Origin of the sequence: Streptomyces sp. NPDC006372, from assembly GCF_040612515.1 — a bacterium.
Lineage (GTDB): Bacteria > Actinomycetota > Actinomycetes > Streptomycetales > Streptomycetaceae > Streptomyces.
Window position 1 is genome coordinate 66615 of sequence record NZ_JBEXQJ010000032.1, and the last position, 17852, is coordinate 84466.

Below are 17852 nucleotides of genomic sequence, written 5' to 3' on the forward strand. Positions count from 1 at the left end.
AACCGTATCACGGCGCGGGACGGGCATTTGACCAGGCCAGGCGCCTAACTGCTCGGCTTGGGGCTCGGACTGCCACTCGGGCTGCCGCTGGGCTTGTCGCTGGGCTTGTTCTCGCCGCCCCCGGCGCCGCCGGTCCGGCTCTCCGCGGCCTGCGCGTCCTCGGCCCGCCGCAGGGCGTCCTCGAGGTCCTTCTGCGCCTTGCCGTACGCCTCCCAGTCGTTCTTCTTGAGGGCGTCCTGGCCCGCGTCGAACGCCTTCTGGGCGTCCTCCAGGGCCTGTTGGACCGTCGGGTTGTCGGACGTCGGCGGTGGTGTCGTATCACCGTCGGCCGGGGGCTCGGGACTCGCGCCCTCCGCCCCGAAGACCTTGTTCAGGGCCTCGTCGAGCGTGTTCTCGAAGGCGGTCTGGCCTCCGTAGGTCACGAGGACCTTCCGCAGCAGCGGGTACTTCAGTCCACCACCTCGTACGTAGACCGGCTCCACGTAGAGCAGTCCTCCGTCGAGGGGGACCGTCAGCAGATTGCCGTACTCCACCTCGGAGTCGCCGCCTCTCAGGAGCCTGATGGACTCGGCGATGTCCTCTTGGGAGTTGAACTGGCTCTGGACCTGCTTGGGTCCGTTCACCGTGGTGTTGGTCGGCAGTTTCAGGATTCTGATCTTGCCGTAGTCACTGGTGCCGGCCTCGGCGTCGACCGCCATGAAGGCACTGAGGTTGTCCCGGCCGTTGGGCGTGAAGGTCGTCGTCAGTGAGAACGCCTGCGCCTGCTGGTCGGGCATCTTCATGCTCAGGTAGTACGGCGGCACCGCGCTGCCCGAGCGGTTCGTCGGGTCGTCCGGCACCTGCCACACCTCGCTGCCGCTGAGGAACGTCGTCGCGTCCTTCACGTGGTAGCGCGTGAGCAGCTCCCGCTGGACCTTGAACAGGTCCTGGGGGTAGCGCAGGTGATCCATCAGCGGCTTGGAGATGTCGCTCTTGGGTTCCACCGTGTTCGGGAAGGCCTTCATCCAGGTCTTCAGGACGGGGTCCTTGGTGTCCCACTGGTAGAGCTTGACCTTGCCGGTGTACGCGTCGACGGTCGCCTTCACCGAGTTACGGATGTAGTTGACCTGGTTCTGCTGCGCCACCACCGCGCGGCTGTCGTTGGTGGCGGTCAGCGAGTCGGCGGTCGTGTCACCGAGGGTCGTACGCGAGGAGTAGGGGTAGCCGTTCGTCGTCGTGTACGCGTCGACGATCCACTGGATTTTGCCGTCCACGACCGCCGGGTAGGCGTCGCCGTCGATGGTCAGCCACGGGGCGACCGACTCGACGCGCTCCTTGGGCGTGCGGTTGTACAGGATCCGCGAACCGTCGCCGATGGCGCCGGAGTAGAGGATCTGCGGTTCGCCGAACGCCACCGCGTACGCGGCCCGGTTGACCGGGTTGGAGAGGTTGACCCCGCTGTCGCCCTTGTAGCTGGTGGTCTTCTCGCCGTTGTCGTCGGAGTAGTCGATCTCCTTCTGGGGACCGCCGACGATCGAGTACGTGGTGGTCTTCTCGCCGTAGTAGACGCGCTGCTCGTACGTGCCGAGGTCGCCTTCGGAGGGAAGGTCGGACTCCGTGAAGTTCGGCCGGCCCTGGGCGTCGGCGCTGGTGCCCTCGGCGGCGACCGCTCCGTAGCCGTGGGTGTAACGGAAGTGGTTGTTGATCCAGTTCTTCTTCGGGATGCCCGCGAGATTCAGCTCACGCAGGCCGATGACCGTGTCCTGGTCCTTGCCGTCCTTGGCGTAGCGGTCGACGTCCAGATTGGTCGGGAACGCGTAGTAGTTCCTGATCTGCTGGAGCTGCTGGAACGTCGGCGAGACGATGTTCGGGTCCATGATCCGGACGCTCGCCGTGGAGTCGACGTCGTCGCGCAGCTTGGTCTTGTCCTCGGTCTTGCTGGTGCCCGAGTAGTCGGTGACCTTGGTGCCGTCGATGCCGTACGCCTTGCGCGTCGCCTCGAGGTTCTTCTCGACGTACGGCGCTTCCTTGGCCTGCTCGTTCGGCTGGACCTGGAACTTCTGCACGATCGCCGGGTACAGGCCTCCGATGAGGATCGCGGAGAGCACCATCAGCCCGAAGCCGATCACGGGCAGCTGCCAGGTGCGCCGCCAGAGGGTGGCGAAGAACAGCAGTGCGCAGATGACCGCGATGCAGAACAAAATCGTCTTGGCCGGCAGGTAGGCGTTGGCGTCGACGTACCGCAGGCCCGTCCAGTTGTCGGTCGCCCTGAAGTCGCTGGACTTCACCGCGAGTCCGTACCGGTCGAGCCAGTACGCGACCGCCTTGAGGGCGACGAAGACGCCGATGAGCACCGACAGGTGCCCGGTGGCGGCCGCCGTGGCGCGGGCGCCCGGGCTGGTGACGCGCAGCCCGCCGTACAGGTAGTGCGTGAGCGCGGCGGCGATCACGGACAGGATCGCGGCGGCGAAGCCGAAGCCGAGCAGGAACCGGTACCAGGGCAGGTCGAAGGCGTAGAAGGAGACGTCCAGCTTGAACTGGGGGTCCTTCTCGCCGAAGGGCACGCCGTTGACCCACATCAGCCAGGTACGCCACTGGCCGGACGCGGAGGCGCCGGCGATCAGCCCCACCAGGGCGGTGATCCCGAGCAGCAGCCACTTCTTGTAGGGCGCGATGCCCATCCGGTAGCGGTCGAGGTTCTGCTGCTCCATCGACATCGCGCTCAGCGGCGGCCGGAGCCGGTGCGCCAGCCAGATGTTGAAGCCGACCGCCAGGGCCATGAGCAGACCGAAGACGAAGAAGAGCCCGATCTTGGTCCACAGGGTGGTGGTGAAGACCGACGAGTAGTTCACCGACCGGTACCAGAGCCAGTCCGTCCAAAAGCCCGCGAACATGGTGAACGCCATGCCGAGAACGGCCAGGACGCCCAGCGTCATGAGCAGGGTCCGGACTCGCCGGGACGGGCGGCCCACTCTGATCCGCGGCCCCGTCGGGCCTCCGCCGCGGTCCGGCATCTGGAAAGCCAAGGTGCGCACCTCGAATGTCGCTGTTGATTCGTCAGGCCCGCGTCTTCACGGACCCTGCGCGGCCCCCGTGATCGTGGGCCCCCACCTATGCAACTTACTCACCGTTTACTCGGTTCCCGATTCCGGTCAGGAACGAGGCAGGATTGTGACCATGTCCAACACTCCCATGGCTGCGAACCCGCTCACCCGGGCCGTCCTCGAGATCGACGAGTACGTCTCCGGCCTCGGCTGGGACCAGCCCGCCCGCCTTTTCGCCCTCGTCGACACCGCACGGCTCCGGGCCGAGCAGCCCTCGCTCGCGGACCGGCTCGGTCTGGACAACGAGCCGGAGAACTCCGGCCTCACCCCGATCGAGCAGGACGAGGTGCCAACGGGCAAGCCGCTCGACGAGTTCCTCGCCACCATCGCCTGGCCCGACGCCGTGGCCGGCTGCGCCCTCGCCGTGGAGCGCCTGATGCTGCCGCCGTCCGCGGAGGCCCAGGTGCCCCAGAACCTCGACCAGGCCGCGCTGACGAAGTGGGTGGCGGAGCACCCGGAACGCCAGGAGGTCCGGATGACGGTCGCGGTCCTGCGCGACGGCGCCCGCGACTCGGCCCTGCGGCTGCGCGAGAAGGACTCCCCCACGGAGGTCCTCACCGGCTCCGACCTGGTACCGGGGCTGGCGGAGGCCCTGGCGGCGACGTTCGAGGAGTAGGCCGGCCGCAGCGGACGCGGGCCCCGGCAGCGGGGCGGATGCGGCCCGCCGATCCCGTCGGCTACTTGCGCGGGGCGGCCTGCCGGTCCCGCTGGTCCCCTTGGTCGCGTCAGCCCCACCGGTCCCGGGCGCCTCGGCCCGGCCGGTCGTGTCCGACCTGCCCGTCCCCGGCCCCCCGAACTACTTGGTGCACTTCGGCAGGTCCGCGGTGTCGCCGCTGCGCAGGTCCTTGAGGGCGCCCAGGGCGTCCCCGATGGTGTCCACCTTGATCAGGGTGAGGCCCTCGGGGGTGTCCTTGGCCGCGGCCGCGCAGTTGTCGGCGGGCGTCAGGAAGTACCGCGCGCCCTTCGCCCGCGCGCCCACGGTCTTCATCTCGATGCCGCCGATCGGCCCGACCTTGCCCTGGTCGTCGATCGTCCCCGTGCCGGCCACGAACTTGCCCCCGGTCAGGCTGCCGGGCGTGAGCTTGTCGTAGATGCCGAGCGCGAACATCAGACCGGCGCTCGGCCCGCCGACGTCGGCCAGCTTGATGTCGACGGTGAACGGGAACGTGTGGTCGGTCCCCGCGGAGATCCCCACGATCGCGCGCTTCTCGAGGGTGTCGTCGGACGTCGTGGTGATGATGGTGATGTTCTGCGTCTTGCTCGGTGCCCGCTTCTCCTTCTCCGCGGCGGCCTGCTCCTTGGCGGGCACGATCGTGAAGCGGACGTCCTGGCCCGGCTTGTGCTTCGTGACGAGCTTGGCGACGTCGGCCGGCTCCTTCACCGTCGTACCGTCGACGGCCTTGATCACGTCCCCGGCGTGCAGCTTGCCCTCGGCCGGGGAGTCCTTGACGACCGTCGAGACGATCACCCAGGACTTCACCGGGACGTCGAGTTTCTTCAGCGCGGCGACCTTGGCGCTCTCCTGGGACTGGCTGAACTCCTCGGCGTTCTCCTGGGTGGACTGCTCCTCGGTCTTGCCGTCCGGGTAGAGCGTGTCGTGCGGCACGATCTTGTTGTCGTGCGCGAGCCAGCCGTAGACGGCCTCGACGAGGTTCATCCGGTAGTCGGCGCTCGTGACCCGGACCGTGGTCATGTTCAGATGGCCACTGGTCGGGTACGTCTTGTGCCCCGCGATCTGCAGCACCGGCTCGCCGTCGTGATCGCCGAGGGTGTTCACCGTGGGCCCCGGGGACATCTCCGAATACGGCACGGGGATGAACACTCCCGCGCACAGAAGCGCGATCAGCATCAGGGTGGAGGCGAGCATCGTCGCGGTGCGGCGTGGCATGACTCGACAGTACGGGACGGTCCTGTCAGCGCACCGTCAGGGCCGCCCGTACGGGGCGGCCCTGACCTTTCAAACCACTGTGACCTGCTGTTTTCCTGACCTTCAGCTGCCCTGTCGGGGCTTCTCCATGGCCTCCCGGAAGCGGGCGTAGCCGGTGAGTTCCGGGCCGTCGCCCCGAGCCTTTCGGGTCCGGTTGGCCCAACTGCCCCAGAGGCCGCCGCCGATCGCAGCCACAAGCGGAATCAGCAACCAGGCGAGCGCCGCCATGCCGACCTCCAACCCCTTTGAGCGTCCGCAACTGACTGATCAGCAGATTAACCATCCGCAGTGACAACGCTCACGCCAGGGGTGCGGTTACGCAACCGGAGAGCCCGCCTCCCGGATCAGCAGGCGCCCACCCACTCCTCGGTGCCGTCGGAAAACTTCTGGTGCTTCCAGATGGGCACTTCGTGCTTGAGGTCGTCGATCAGCTTCCGGCAGGCCTCGAAGGCCTCTCCGCGATGCGGGCACGAGACGGCGACGACCACGGCGAGGTCCCCGACCCGGAGGTTCCCGACCCGGTGCACGGCGGCCAGCGCCCGCACCGGGAAATCGGCGACGACCTTCTCGGCGATCCGCCTCATCTCGGTCTCGGCACTGGGATGGCACGAGTACCCGAGCTCCGCCACGTCGGCGCCCCCGTCGTGGTTCCGCACCGTCCCCACGAAGAGCGCGGTGCCGCCGGCCGCGTCGTCCCCGACGGCCCGGAACACCTCGTCCAGGGAGAGGGCCGTGTCCCGAATCCCGATCAGCTTGATCGGGTCCTGCGCGGCCTGCTCACCGGGGTGATCGATCGTGGATGCCATGCCCCCATCGTGCCGCACGCGACGCGCAGCGCGGAATAGAGCCATCGACCGGCACGCGCGCGGAGGCCTTGGACTCTCCTACGACCACGACGGTCGGACTCTCCTGCGGCGGTGCGCGACACGCCGGGCCGGGACGGCGTGTCGGTCAGATCCGCCGCCGGGCCTTCCGGGCCCGCCGCACCACCGCCGCCGCGCCCAGCAGCGCCACCGTCGCGCCCGCGGCACCCGCGGCCGTCGCGTCCTTGCGGCCCAGGCGCCGCCCGGCCACCGTGTGCCGGCCGGAGACCTCCTCCAGGAGCTCCGCCAGCACCTCCTCGTTGGTGTACCGGGGGCGCCACCCGGCGTCGTGCAGCCGGCTGCCGCTCACCACCCAGGGGTACATCGTGTAGGCCAGGTCCCCGGCCGGAGACGGGGTGAGCCCGATCCGGTGCAGTCGCGCCGCCGCACCCAGCGCGACCGCCGACGGCAGCTCCATCCGGCGGATGCCGCTGAGCTCCTCGACCTCCTCCTGCTCCAGCCACCCTTCGCAGCCGACGGCCAGTTCCCCGTCGACCTTCTCCAGAACGGCGTACTCCAGCGCGCTGCACAGGTCCTCGACGTGGCAGAACTGCCACGCGGGCCGCGAACCGGCGACGACGAGCAGTCGAGGGGACTCGAAGTACCTGGTCAACGCGGTGTCGGTGCCTCCGACCAGGACGGCCGGCCGCACCACCGTGACGTTCAGCCCGGGGTGCGCCCGGGGTGCCCGGCGCGCCAGCCGCTCGATCTCCAGCAGGTCGCCGACGCCCGTCGCCTCCGCCGTGGCCTGCAGTTCGGCGTCCTCCGACAGCGGCAGCTCGTTGTCCGGCAGGGCCCCGTAGACCATCGTCGAGGTGCACAGGACGACCCGGTGCACACCGGCCGCCGCGGCCGCCGTCAGGACCGTCTGTGTCCCCCGTACGTTGTAGGCCGTCCGGGCGGCCGCGTCGGTCTCCAGGTCCAGGTCCAGCGCCAGGTGCACCACGACGTCGGCGCCGCGCAGCTTGTCCGCGATGGCCGGATCCCGCACGTCCAGGATGTGCCACTGCGCCGTCGCGCACTCGCCGCGCCGTTCGTCGATGGCCACGACCTGCTTGACCTCGTCGGACGCGGCGAGCTGCTCCGTGAGCAGGGCGCCGACGCCGTAAGCGGCGCCGGTGACCGCGACGACGGGTCCGCGTGCCGCGGCGCTCGCCGAACTGGTTGACTGGTTTCGCGCTGCGCGAACCTGCGGATCTGGGGAACTCACCGGGCGTCTCCAGCGGTTGTCTTCAGTACGAGCGCGTGCGACGCATGCGTACCAGGTGGCATCCATCCTGCCGCAGGCTGTCAGTCGGCGAAGCACCGAGGCCCGATCCGCCCCGGGTGTCTACGCTGGGTGGTGATGTCGGGCAGCCGTGCCGCCGGAAAGAACCGGCGGCCCTACCAGCCGAGGAATCCCGTGAGTGACACCCCATTCGGATTCGGCCTTCCGCCGGAGGAGCCGGACGACGGCGACGAGGGCAAGAAGAAGGACCAGCAGAGCGGTGGTGGTCAGGGACCGGCCAACCCCTTCGGTTTCGGCGGCCTGCCCGGAGCCGGAGGCTTTGGCGGCGGCCCCGGTGGCCCCGGTGCGGACAATCCGTTCGCAGCCATGTTCGGTTCTCTGAACCCCAACGACCTGGGCGCCGCGTTCCAGCAGCTGGGCCAGATGCTCTCCTACGAGGGCGGCCCGGTGAACTGGGACATGGCCAAGCAGATCGCCCGCCAGACTGTCTCCCAGGGCAGTCCTGACGGCACCAAGGACACGAGCGTCGGCCCCGCCGAGCGCAAGGCCGTCGAGGAGGCCGTCCGCCTGGCCGACCTCTGGCTCGACGACGCCACGTCGCTGCCGTCCGGCGCCGGCTCCGCGGTGGCCTGGAGCCGCGCGGAGTGGGTCGAGGCGACCCTGCCCGCCTGGAAGGAGCTCGTCGACCCGGTCGCCGAGCGCGTCGGCACCGCCATGGGCGACGTCCTGCCGGAGGAGATGCAGGCCATGGCCGGCCCTCTGATCGGCATGATGCGCTCGATGGGCGGCGCCATGTTCGGTACGCAGATCGGGCAGGCCGTCGGTGTGCTCGCCGGTGAGGTCGTCGGCTCGTCCGACATCGGCCTGCCGCTCGGCCCGGCCGGCAAGGCCGCGCTGCTGCCGGTCAACATCGAGACGTTCGGCAAGGACCTGAGCGTCTCCCAGGAGGAGGTGCGGCTGTATCTCGCCCTGCGCGAGGCCGCCCACCAGCGCCTCTTCGCGCACGTGCCGTGGCTGCGCTCGCATCTGTTCGGCGCGGTCGACGGCTACGCCCGAGGCATCAAGGTCGACACGGCCAAGCTGGAGGACGTGGTCGGACAGTTCGACCCGCAGAACCCCGAGCAGCTCCAGGAAGCTCTTCAGCAGGGCATGTTCCAGCCCGAGGACACGCCCGAGCAGAAGGCCGCCCTGGCCCGTCTGGAGACGGCTCTGGCCCTCGTCGAGGGCTGGGTGGACGCGGTGGTCCACGCCGCCGCGAAGCCCCGTCTGTCGTCCGCGGACGCCCTCCGCGAGACGCTGCGCCGCCGCCGCGCCTCGGGCGGCCCTGCCGAGCAGACGTTCGCCACGCTGATCGGTCTGGAGCTGCGCCCGCGCCGCCTGCGTGACGCCTCCCGCCTGTGGGCCTCGCTCACGGACGCGCGCGGTGTCGATGGCCGGGACGCCGTGTGGGCGCACCCGGACATGCTGCCGACGGCGACCGACCTGGACGACCCGGACGGCTTCGTGCACCGCGAGCAGATCGACTTCTCCGAGCTGGACAAGATGCTCGGCGAGGCGGCGGACAAGCCCGACCTCAGGAAGAAGGACAAGGACGAGGACGACAGCAAGGGCGACGACGCCGAGTGAGCCTGTACGACGACGCGGTCCTCGTGCTCAAGGGCTACGAGGACCAGACGGAGCTGTGCCAGGCCTACCTCGACCACCTGGCGGAGCACCCGGACGGCCTCTGGAAGGCGTGCGGGGCCGGCCACATCACGGCGAGCGCCCTGGTGATCGACCCGGAGCGCGGCCGGGTGCTGCTGACCCTGCACAGGAAGCTGCAGATGTGGCTCCAGATGGGCGGCCACTGCGAACCGGGCGACGCCTCCCTCGCCGACGCGGCCCTGCGTGAGGCGACGGAGGAGTCCGGCGTCTCGGGGCTCGCTCTGCTGCCCGGCGGCCCGGTCCGCCTCGACCGGCACCCGATCCCCCCGCCGTGCCACTGCCACTTCGACGTCCAGTACGCGGTCGTGGCACCACCGGACGCCGCGCACGCGGTCAGCGACGAGTCGCTCGACGTGCGCTGGTTCGGGTACGACGAGGTCCCGGAGGTGGCGGACGAGTCGGTCGTGCGGCTGCTGAAGGCCACACGCGCGAGGCTCGCGGCCTGAGGACGCGTAATGGGCGACCGCTGAGGCGGCCGCCCATTACTTTCCGTCCTGACGGCGTGGATGTGCCCCTCAGGGGCGCGGGGAACTGCGCGACCGGCCACACACGACCGGCAGCCGAGAACCAGCCCGCAGCTCCCTGGACCCCACCGGCCGAACCCAGCGGAGCGCTCAGCTCCAGACGTTACCCTGGTTCTGCCCCCTGGCCCCCTGCTGGCCCATGCCGTACTGCGCGGCGAGACCGGAGCCGATCTGGGCGCCCTGCGGTGGCAGCAGCTCGCTGGGCTGGACCAGCGCGAAGCCGCTGCCCATGAAGCTCAGTTCCCACCCCTCGCCGGTGCTGCCGCGGCGCCGCCACACCCCCGAGGAGTGCGTCTGGGCCTGCATCTGCACCCGCAGGCTCGTCGACCAGGCGACGATCGCGTCGGCGTCGCAGTTGACGTACTTGTCGGGCGTCACCTGCAGCAGCAGCGGCATGCCCGAGGTCATCAGGGCGACCTTGCCCCGGCCGGTGATGTTGAGCTGGTACTTCCCGGAGCCGGAGATGCCGTACAGGCTGTCCACGGCGATGACCTCGTGGTGCAGGGAGGAGTCCATCGCCAGCACGTAGCTGCTGTCGACGGTGAGGCCGTCCTGCTCCACCTCCATCACGTGGATGTGCTGCTTGAGGTTGGCGAGGTAGACCGTGCCCTGCCCGTGGCAGCGCATCAGGTCGAGTCCCTCACCGGTCTGCGCACGCGCACGTGACTGCTGGTTGCTCTGGAACTCGGCGTCGAACTCGACGAGGCCCTGGTAGGCGACCATGGTGCCCTTGCGGGCCAGGATGTCGTCGTGCCCCTCCAGGGCGACGCGCAGCATCTGCTTGTTCTGCAGACTCCAGCGGTCCCGGGTCTGCTGCTCGTTGTAGGCGAAAATCGGGCTCTGCATGGCTTTCTGGCTCCCCCTCAGCCCCGGACCCGGAGGCGGTCGGTGCTGTCCTCGCTGGGCTGGACGACGACGATGCCCTGACCGGAGAAGGCCATCTGGTAGGCCTCGCCGCTGCCGCGGCCGATCAGCGACTGCGCCCGGAAGCTGCGCTTGCCCTTCACCTTGAGGTTCGGGGACCAGGCGACCAGGGCGTCGGGGTCGACGTACGTCTCGTCCTCGCCGCCTCCGCAGTCGACGACGATGGGCTTGCCCCGGGAGGTCAGCGCGACCCAGCCCTGGCCGGAGATCCTGGTGTTCCACAGGCCCTGCCCGGCGAACTTCGCCAGGCCCTTGACCCGCTCGACGCCCCACGTCAGGTGGGCGTCGAAGGCGAGCAGGTTGGTGGCGTTGACGGAGATGCCGTCGCCGCCCAGGCTGATGACGACGACGTTCGCGCCGTAGTCGGCGAGGTAGAGCAGGCCGTCCCCGGAGCACTTCATGAGGGGCGCGCCCTCGCCGGTGAGCCAGTCCTTGGCGATCTGGCGCACGGCCGGCGGGTTGGGCTCGTACTGCACGAACCCTTCGTAGGCGACCATCGACCCCACGCGGGCGAAGAGGTCGTTCCCGGTCTGCATGGCGACCTTCAGCATGTGGTTGCCGTGGTTCTCCATGCGGGCGGTGACGGGGGCGGGGGCGTGGCCCGCGAGCTGCTGTGTCATGACGGGCTCCCTCAGACCTCGTACGGCTGGACGACGATGAAGTTCCCGGGCGCTCCCCGGAACTGGAGGTTGACGCTCTCTCCGGTGTCACCGGGGTAGGCGTTACGGCGCATCCGCACCTGGCTGGAGACGACGACCTGGGCGGCGGCCGACCAGGCGACCACGGCGTTGCAGTCGGCGAACGTGGTGGGGGTGACGGGCAGGACGACGGGCGTGCCGTGCGTCTTGACGACGAGGGTGCCGGTGCCCTGGAACTGCATGGTGAACAGGGCGCCACCGGGGATGCCGTGCCCCTCGATGCGGCGGACCTCGTACTGGAGGCCCTCGTCGAAGGCGAGGACGTTCTCGGCGGAGACGCAGACGGCGTCGCCCTGGAGCTCGATGGGGTGCAGCATCGTGGAGTTCTCGGCGAGGAACACCTGGCCCTGGCCGGTGCAGCGCATCAGCTGCATCTCCTGGCCGGTCGCGTTGCCCACGATCCGGCCGGCGAAGCCGGCGCCCTTGTAGCTGAAGTCGACCTTGCCCTGGTAGAGCACCATGCTGCCCTGCCGGGCCAGCACGGGCTGACCGCCGATGCCGAGGTCCACGCGCACGAGCTTCTTGTTCTGCTGCGTCCAGCGCTGCCCGGTGGGCGTCTCCTTGAACTGCTGGAGCGCGGCGGTCACACCGGGACTCTGCGGGGCCCCCTGCGGAGTGCCCTGGGGAGCCCCTTGAGGAGCGCCGTAGGGGGCCTGCGGGGCCTGCCCTGGCTGTCCGAACGGTGGCTGCTGGCCGTAGCCGGGGGGCGGGGTGGGCTGGCCGTAACCGGGCGGCGGGGCCGGGGCCTGGGGCGCTTGGGGTGCCTGGGGGGAGCCGTAGCCGGGGGGCGGCGGGGCGGTCTGGCCGGGGGCCTGGCCGTACGGCGGCTGCTGCTGGCCGGGCTGGCCGTAGGGCGCGGGCGCCGGGGCCGGGGGTGGTACGGGGGAGCCGCCGGGCGGGGTGTGCATGGGCGCGACGATGGTCGGGGCGGCGTGCACCTGGGGCGCGGGCCCCGGCGCCGGAGGCGTCGTGGCGCCCGGCGGGGGCGCGAAGCCCTGCGCGGCGGGCTGGGGCGCGGGGGGCGGTGCCGGTGCGGGCGCAGGGGCGGGTGCCGGGGCGGGTTCCGGCGTCGCGGGAACGCCGAACGCGGGCGGCGCGAAGCCCGGGGCGGTGCCGGCCTGCGGCTGCTGCGGGGCGGGTGCGGGCGTCTCCTCCTCGGCCACCTCGCCGCCGAAGTTCTTCAGCAGCGCGTCGAGTCCGCCGTCGAAGCCCTGCCCGACGGCGGCGAACCGCCAGACGTCCTTCAGGTAGAAGTCGCCCAGCATGACGGCCCGTTCGGTGGAGAACTCCGAGCCGCTGAAGGGGTAGCGGGCCACTTCCTCGCCGCCCGCGACGATACGGATGTAGCCGGGGGCGATCTGCGACATCTGTCCGGCGCCGTCGAGCGTTGCCGTGAAGGACAGCTTCTGGATCTGCGGCGGGATCCGGTCGAGCGTCACCCGGAAGCTTTCCGTGTCGCCCGCCTGGGCACCCAGGAGCTGAATGGCCTCCTCGGGGGACTTCGGCTGGTTGTAGAAGACGAAGTACCGGTCGTCCGAGAGGCGTTCGTCGGCGTCGAGGCCGAAGCAGCTGATGTCGAAGCTCAGTCCGGGGCCGGAGATCTGCACGCCTACGTACAGATCCGTGCCCGCGGTGAGGTCACTGATCCTGGCCTTGTGGCCGCGTTGGAATTCCCTGGCCATGCGTAACGACCGTCCCCCATCCAGAATGTGATTGCGTCGCGCCAGGCTAACGGCAAAGTCTGACACCGGACGAGGTCGGTACAGAGCCGGTACAGAACCCTCGCCCGGCCGTATCCGCTGCTCGCCCGGGGAAAGCGGTCACTCACCCCGCCCGCTCCACCTGGGCCCGCGGGCCGGTCCTTCCGGGCCGCTCACTCCGCGGGGCGCTCACCACGCGCACCGGGCACGTGCGGCAACCGCTCGGCGGCGACCACGCCTTCGAGATAGCCCCGGGCCCGCTCCGTGCGCGGATAGGCCTTCAGCAGCTCCCAGAAGCGGGGGCCGTGTCCGGGGACGAGCAGATGCGCGAGTTCGTGGAGGAGGACGTAGTCGACGACGTACTCGGGCATGCCCTGGAGGCGGTGCGACAGGCGGATGCTGCCCTCGGACGGGGTGCAGGACCCCCAGCGGGTGTTCTGGTTGGTCACCCAGCGCACCGACGCGGGCCGGGCCCGCCCGCCGAAGTACTGGTCCGAAAGCTGCCGGGCCCGCTCGGCCAGCTCGGTGTCGCCAAGGGTCCGCTTGCTCTCCTGGGCGGCCAGCTTGTCGAGCATGACGTTCACCCAGCGCTGCTCCTCCGCCTCGGACATCCGGGCGGGGATGAGCACCACGGTGCGATCGCCCTCGCGGTACGCGGAGACCGTTCTGCGGCGGCGACTGCTCCTGCGGACCTCGATCGCGCTCGCCCCCGAGCCGCTCGGCGGCTGGCTCGTCGTGCTGCGGTACGGCTTTCCGGAGCGGTGCAGTGGGTCGGCGGGCACACCCCGACGTTACCCGCTGCACCCGGGGAAGTCCCGGCTCCTGGACGGTTCGCTGCCAGTGCCCCGACCGGCCGCCAGACTTATACGACGAATTCGCGCGCCTGTGGACAACTTTCGGCAGCCGACGGCGGGTTTGGGCATGCTGGCTGTTGTCGGCGAAGCGCTGAGCAGGCCGGTCCGGGACCAGGGGCCGCGCCTGCGGCCGGTCTTTCGGCTGCACTCGCGCTCGATCGACGTACGGGGAAGATCTATGGCTTACGGGGGCCTGTCATGCATCCGATGGTGAAACCCGCGCTCAGGCGCGGCTGGCGCGACCTCAACACCGTGCAGTTCGGGATGACACCGGCGCATGCGATGACGCTCGGCCCGATGGACCTGGCGACCGGCAGCTACCTCGACCTGCTGGACGGCACACGGGGGATGGAGCTGCTGCGCGAAGAGGGACGCCGGATGGATCTGCCCGACGGCCATGTCGACGGGCTGGTGCGGAGACTCGCGCGGGCCGGGCTCCTCGACGACGCGCGGGGCGGCGGACCGGCCGCCGACGCTCTGAGGAAGAAGAAGGAGGTCCTCGACCGGCTGCGCCCCGACCTGGCCACCCTGTCCGTGACCACCTCGGCGCCCGGTGACGCGATCAGCCGGCTGGCCGCCCGGCGCTCGCAGCGTGTGCAGGTGCGGGGCGCGGGCCGGGTGGGTGCCGTCCTGGCCTCGTTGCTGGCGGGGGCCGGCGTGGGCGAGGTGGACGTGCTCGACGGCGGCCGTGTGGAACCGTGGGATGTCGCCCCGGGCGGTCTGCCCGCTGAGGCTGTCGGCGACCGTAGGGACGAGTCGGCCCGCCGTGCCGTGCGCCGGGCGGCCCCCGGCCGGTCGCCGCGCCGCTCGGCTGCCCGGGCTCCCCGGACTCCCCGGACTCCCCGGGAGGAAGGCGACCCGGGTTTCTCGCTGGTGATCGTCGCTCCGCGGGACGACGTCGCGGTGCACGCACCCGACCCGGTCGCCGCCGAGCCTTTGATGTCCTCCGGCACGCCCCATCTGTACGCCGGAGTCGTGGAAGGCACCGGCGTGGTCGGTCCGCTCGTCCTGCCGGGGGAGACAGGCTGCGCGGGCTGTCTGCACGAGAGCCGTACCGACCGGGACCCGACCTGGCCACGGCTGGTCGCCCAGTGGCGCTCCGGCAGGCAGCGGCAGGTGCGGCCCTGCGACCTGGCACTGGCCACTACTGTGGCCGGACTGGCGGCCGTCCACGCGCTCGCCTTCCTCGACGGCCGGGTTCCGGCCACTGCGGGGGCACGCTGGGAGGTCTCCCTGCCCGCACTCCACTGGCATGCGCGGCCGGTCCTGGCGCATCCTGCATGCCCGTGCGCTGCGGCGGAGAGAGGAAAAGGGGAGCACCTCTCGGAGGACGGGGAGCCACACGAGACAATGGCGGTGCAACGGCCGTCGGCGCAGTGCCGTGAGGCAGCGGCGGAGCGGCCGGCTGGGACTTGGAGGGCGCATGTCTGATCTTCCCCGGAAGGCGGTCACCAGGACCGCCAAGCTCGCCGCGCTCCCGCTCGGCATCGCCGGGCGGGCGACCTGGGGATTCGGCAAGCGGATCGTCGGGGAGTCCGCGGAGCTCGTCGGCCGCGAGCTCCAACAGCGCACCGCGGAGCAGCTGTTCAAGGTGCTCGGCGAGCTCAAGGGCGGCGCGATGAAGTTCGGCCAGGCCCTGTCCGTCTTCGAGTCGGCACTGCCCGAGGAGGTGGCCGGCCCCTACCGGGCCGCGCTGACGAAGCTCCAGGAGGCTGCGCCGCCGATGCCGACGCGCACGGTGCACGCCGTTCTGGAGGAGCGGCTCGGTGAAGGCTGGCAGGAGCTGTTCCTGGAGTTCGAGGACAAGCCCGCCGCGGCGGCCTCGATCGGCCAGGTGCACCGCGCGGTATGGCATGACGGCCGCGAGGTGGCGGTCAAGGTGCAGTACCCGGGCGCGGGCGAGGCCCTGCTGTCCGACCTGAACCAGCTGAGCCGCTTCTCCCGCCTGCTCGGGCCGCTGATTCCCGGCATGGACATCAAGCCGCTGATCGCGGAGTTGAAGGACCGCGTCTCGGAGGAGCTGGACTACGGACTGGAGGCCCAGGCCCAGCAGGCCCACGCGGAGGAGTTCACCGACGACCCGGACGTGCTCGTACCGCAGGTGGTCCACCAGTCCGACCAGGTCCTGATCACCGAGTGGATCGACGGCATCCCGCTGTCGGAGATCATCTCGGACGGTTCCGAGGAGCAGCGCGACCGGGCCGGTCAACTCCTTGCCCGCTTCCTGTTCTCCGGCCCCGCCCGTACCGGCCTGCTGCACGCGGATCCGCACCCGGGCAACTTCCGGCTTCTGCCCGGCGGCCCGGACGGTGAGGACGACTGGCGTCTGGGAGTGCTGGACTTCGGCACGGTCGACCGGCTGCCGGGCGGTCTCCCGGCCACCATCGGCGAGTCCCTGCGCATGACCCTCGACGGGGAGGCCGAGGCGGTCTACGAGCTTCTGTGCGCGGAAGGGTTCGTGAAGGAGACCATAGAGCTGGACCCGGACGCGGTGCTGGACTATCTGCTGCCGATCATCGAACCGGCCCAGGTCGAGGAGTTCACCTTCACCCGTGGCTGGATGCGCAGTCAGGCGGCCCGGATCGCCGACCCCCGCTCCCCCGCCTACCAGCTGGGCAAGCAGCTCAACCTGCCGCCGTCGTACCTGCTGATCCACCGGGTGACCCTGAGCACGATCGGCGTGCTGTGTCAGCTGGGGGCGACGGTGCGTCTGCGTGAGGAGTTGGAGGAGTGGCTGCCGGGGTTCGTGCCGGAGGGTCCGGTGGACGGCGGGGAGTCCGCGGTGGAGGCATGAGCGCTCCGACCGTGCGCTTCACCACCAGTCCGAGTCGAGTCGCCCCTCGATCGACCTGAGGTTCTCCCGGGAACAGCGCTCGCAGAAGTGGCGCCGGGTGCCGTGCTCCACGGAGCAGGTCCAGGTGAGCTGCGGGGCCGCGACCGAGAGTCCGCAGCGTGCGCACACGAGACGGGCGGGCTCCACGGCGGAACCGCCGTCGTCACTTCCTCCAGGAGGAATCGTCACCCGCCGACGATAACTCCGTGCCCCTCGGTTGCGCGGTCGCAACGCACCGCGGGGGCCGGTCCGTCGGTACGGACCGGCCCCCGCGGGGAGAGCTCGGCCTCCCGGACACGGGAGGCCACCGCTTCGGGTGGGTCGGTTACTGCATGACCGCCATGGCGAGCGCCCGGCGGGCGCGCCGTGAGGCGCGCTCCGCCCTGCGCTGCATCCGGCGGGCGGTCACCAGGCGCACGGCCGGGCGTTCCCGCTCCGCCTCCTGCAGCCGCTCGCGCATATGCGCGCGGGCCATGGCTTCTGGGATGAGTTGCATCTCTCGGGTCCTGTTCTGACGCGAGTCCTTCGCGCCGCTGGTGGTGACGTCGTGGTTCGCGGAGCCGGCGGGCTCGTATGTGGACGGCTTCATCGGGGCCTGTTTCCGGGGGTCGTACGTGAGGGGACGGTCGATCGTTCCTGCGGTGTTCATGCCGTGACCGGGTTCTTGCGCGGGCGGCCACGCGGCCGCTTCCGGGCGACGACGACACCCTGGACGAACAGCTCGCCACCCCAGACGCCCCAGGGCTCACGCCGCTCCTTGGCGCCGGCGAGGCAGGCCTCGATCAGCGGGCAGGTACGGCAGAGGGATTTGGCGTACTCGACGTCCGCGGGCGACTCGGCGAAGAAGACCTCCGGGTCGTAGGAGCGGCAGGGGACGGGTACGCCGAGGTTCTCGATGGCGTCGTCGAGCGCGGTGAGCGCGGTGAGCGGGATCAAGGCGGGGTCCTCCGTGGAGCGGTGCTTGGGGATCGTTTGCGAAGGCGGTACGGACGGGGCGTGCGCTTCGAGTTGCACGGTTCGTCTTCCTCGTCTGGTCGTTCCGGCCTGTTGGCCGGGGGGCGGCTGGTACCGGGTTCTTTCCTTGTCCCGAGGCTCCTTCGGTCCGTCGCCCCTGGTCAGGGACAAACAGAAGGGCCGCGGATCCCGGATGGGGTTCCGCGGCCCTGAAGGCGCCGGCCTGATCGAATCAGGCTGGATCACTCCAGGGTTCTGGCCCACGGAAGGCCCACATCAGGTGGTGCTGCGTCGTCTGCTTCCGGAATCCGGCACCGGTCGCCGTAAAGGCATAGGCCTGCGCCTGTGCCGCTACTGCTGCTTCCAGTGCCTTGGTCGGTCGCTCATTGCGCTCTCGGACGGGAAGGCCCGCGGGAGCAACGGAGGAGGACGCCGGACGGGCGGCAGGAATGCCGGACAGACCGGTGCCCAGGTTCGAAACGCCGAGCATGCACGTGGAGACGGCCGAGCGATCGGTCATTTTCACGATGCTGATGGAGCTGGTGTTGATGCTGATCACT

Annotated in this window: 18 protein-coding genes; 5 read left to right on the forward strand and 13 right to left on the reverse strand. The window is 70.5% G+C overall.

The genetic code is table 11. The features are described 5' to 3' along the window. Positions 1-44: 44 nt before the first annotated feature. Positions 45-2993: a UPF0182 family protein gene (locus ABZ016_RS33750; RefSeq protein ID WP_356920539.1), complete on the reverse strand. Its 2949-nt coding sequence runs from the start codon at positions 2991-2993 to the stop codon at positions 45-47. A 163-nt stretch (positions 2994-3156) separates the two neighbouring features. Between ABZ016_RS33750 and ABZ016_RS33755 the strand changes: the two genes are divergently transcribed. Beyond that, the gene (locus ABZ016_RS33755) at positions 3157-3699 is read left to right on the forward strand and encodes a PPA1309 family protein (protein ID WP_356920502.1); all 543 of its coding nucleotides are present in this window, start codon (positions 3157-3159) and stop codon (positions 3697-3699) included. A gap of 180 nt (positions 3700-3879) precedes the next feature. Here ABZ016_RS33755 and ABZ016_RS33760 read toward each other — a convergent pair whose 3' ends face one another. The 4 genes from ABZ016_RS33760 to ABZ016_RS33775 all read right to left on the reverse strand — a co-directional run bounded on the left by ABZ016_RS33760 (position 3880) and on the right by ABZ016_RS33775 (position 7083). Further along, the gene (locus tag ABZ016_RS33760) at positions 3880-4971 is read right to left on the reverse strand and encodes a PDZ domain-containing protein (protein WP_356920503.1); all 1092 of its coding nucleotides are present in this window, start codon (positions 4969-4971) and stop codon (positions 3880-3882) included. 102 nt (positions 4972-5073) lie between these two features. After that, complete coding sequence (locus tag ABZ016_RS33765) at positions 5074-5238, reverse strand: hypothetical protein (RefSeq protein WP_356920504.1); 165 nt, start codon at positions 5236-5238, stop codon at positions 5074-5076. 116 nt (positions 5239-5354) lie between these two features. Then, positions 5355-5816, reverse strand: a complete 462-nt coding sequence (locus ABZ016_RS33770) for a molybdenum cofactor biosynthesis protein MoaE (RefSeq protein WP_356920505.1) — start codon at positions 5814-5816, stop codon at positions 5355-5357. 145 nt (positions 5817-5961) lie between these two features. Then, complete coding sequence (locus ABZ016_RS33775) at positions 5962-7083, reverse strand: SDR family oxidoreductase (protein ID WP_356920506.1); 1122 nt, start codon at positions 7081-7083, stop codon at positions 5962-5964. Positions 7084-7275: 192 nt separating this feature from the next. On the opposite strand from ABZ016_RS33775, the gene ABZ016_RS33780 reads away from it, so the two are divergent. Both ABZ016_RS33780 and ABZ016_RS33785 read left to right on the forward strand, forming a co-directional pair. Continuing rightward, positions 7276-8727 (forward strand): zinc-dependent metalloprotease, encoded by a 1452-nt coding sequence (locus ABZ016_RS33780; protein WP_356920507.1) that lies wholly within the window; start codon positions 7276-7278, stop codon positions 8725-8727. Beyond that, positions 8724-9251 (forward strand): NUDIX hydrolase, encoded by a 528-nt coding sequence (locus ABZ016_RS33785; RefSeq protein WP_356920508.1) that lies wholly within the window; start codon positions 8724-8726, stop codon positions 9249-9251. The genes ABZ016_RS33780 and ABZ016_RS33785 overlap by 4 nt, the downstream gene beginning before the upstream one ends. 168 nt (positions 9252-9419) lie before the next feature. On the opposite strand, the gene ABZ016_RS33790 is transcribed toward ABZ016_RS33785, so the two are convergent. From ABZ016_RS33790 to ABZ016_RS33805, 4 genes are all read right to left on the reverse strand, one after another. Continuing rightward, on the reverse strand, positions 9420-10175 hold the full coding sequence (locus tag ABZ016_RS33790) for an AIM24 family protein (RefSeq protein ID WP_356920509.1): 756 nt from the start codon (positions 10173-10175) through the stop codon (positions 9420-9422). A gap of 17 nt (positions 10176-10192) precedes the next feature. Beyond that, a complete protein-coding gene (locus tag ABZ016_RS33795) occupies positions 10193-10873 on the reverse strand; it encodes an AIM24 family protein (RefSeq protein WP_356920510.1) in 681 nt (226 codons plus the stop codon). A gap of 11 nt (positions 10874-10884) precedes the next feature. After that, on the reverse strand, positions 10885-12633 hold the full coding sequence (locus ABZ016_RS33800; protein ID WP_356920511.1) for a TerD family protein: 1749 nt from the start codon (positions 12631-12633) through the stop codon (positions 10885-10887). Between the two features lie 191 nt (positions 12634-12824). Further along, positions 12825-13433, reverse strand: a complete 609-nt coding sequence (locus tag ABZ016_RS33805) for a M48 family metallopeptidase (protein ID WP_356920512.1) — start codon at positions 13431-13433, stop codon at positions 12825-12827. A 270-nt stretch (positions 13434-13703) separates the two neighbouring features. Here ABZ016_RS33805 and ABZ016_RS33810 point away from each other — a divergent pair, with 270 nt between their 5' ends. Continuing rightward, a complete protein-coding gene (locus tag ABZ016_RS33810) occupies positions 13704-14936 on the forward strand; it encodes a TOMM precursor leader peptide-binding protein (RefSeq protein WP_356920513.1) in 1233 nt (410 codons plus the stop codon). After that, positions 14929-16299: an AarF/ABC1/UbiB kinase family protein gene (locus tag ABZ016_RS33815; RefSeq protein ID WP_356920514.1), complete on the forward strand. Its 1371-nt coding sequence runs from the start codon at positions 14929-14931 to the stop codon at positions 16297-16299. Before ABZ016_RS33810 ends, ABZ016_RS33815 begins: the two co-directional genes overlap by 8 nt. Before the next feature lie 18 nt (positions 16300-16317). Here the strand turns inward: ABZ016_RS33815 and ABZ016_RS33820 are convergent, their stop codons facing one another. From ABZ016_RS33820 to ABZ016_RS33835, 4 genes are all read right to left on the reverse strand, one after another. Beyond that, positions 16318-16527 carry a hypothetical protein gene (locus ABZ016_RS33820; protein ID WP_356920515.1) on the reverse strand — a complete coding sequence of 70 codons (210 nt, stop codon included), beginning with the start codon at positions 16525-16527 and terminating at the stop codon, positions 16318-16320. Between the two features lie 136 nt (positions 16528-16663). Further along, a complete protein-coding gene (locus ABZ016_RS33825) occupies positions 16664-16987 on the reverse strand; it encodes a hypothetical protein (protein WP_356920516.1) in 324 nt (107 codons plus the stop codon). Further along, a complete protein-coding gene (locus ABZ016_RS33830) occupies positions 16984-17352 on the reverse strand; it encodes a WhiB family transcriptional regulator (protein ID WP_356920517.1) in 369 nt (122 codons plus the stop codon). Before ABZ016_RS33830 ends, ABZ016_RS33825 begins: the two co-directional genes overlap by 4 nt. Before the next feature lie 172 nt (positions 17353-17524). Then, entirely contained in the window at positions 17525-17851 is a 327-nt protein-coding gene (locus tag ABZ016_RS33835) for a hypothetical protein (RefSeq protein WP_356920518.1), read from the reverse strand. Between the last annotated feature and the right edge of the window lies 1 nt (position 17852).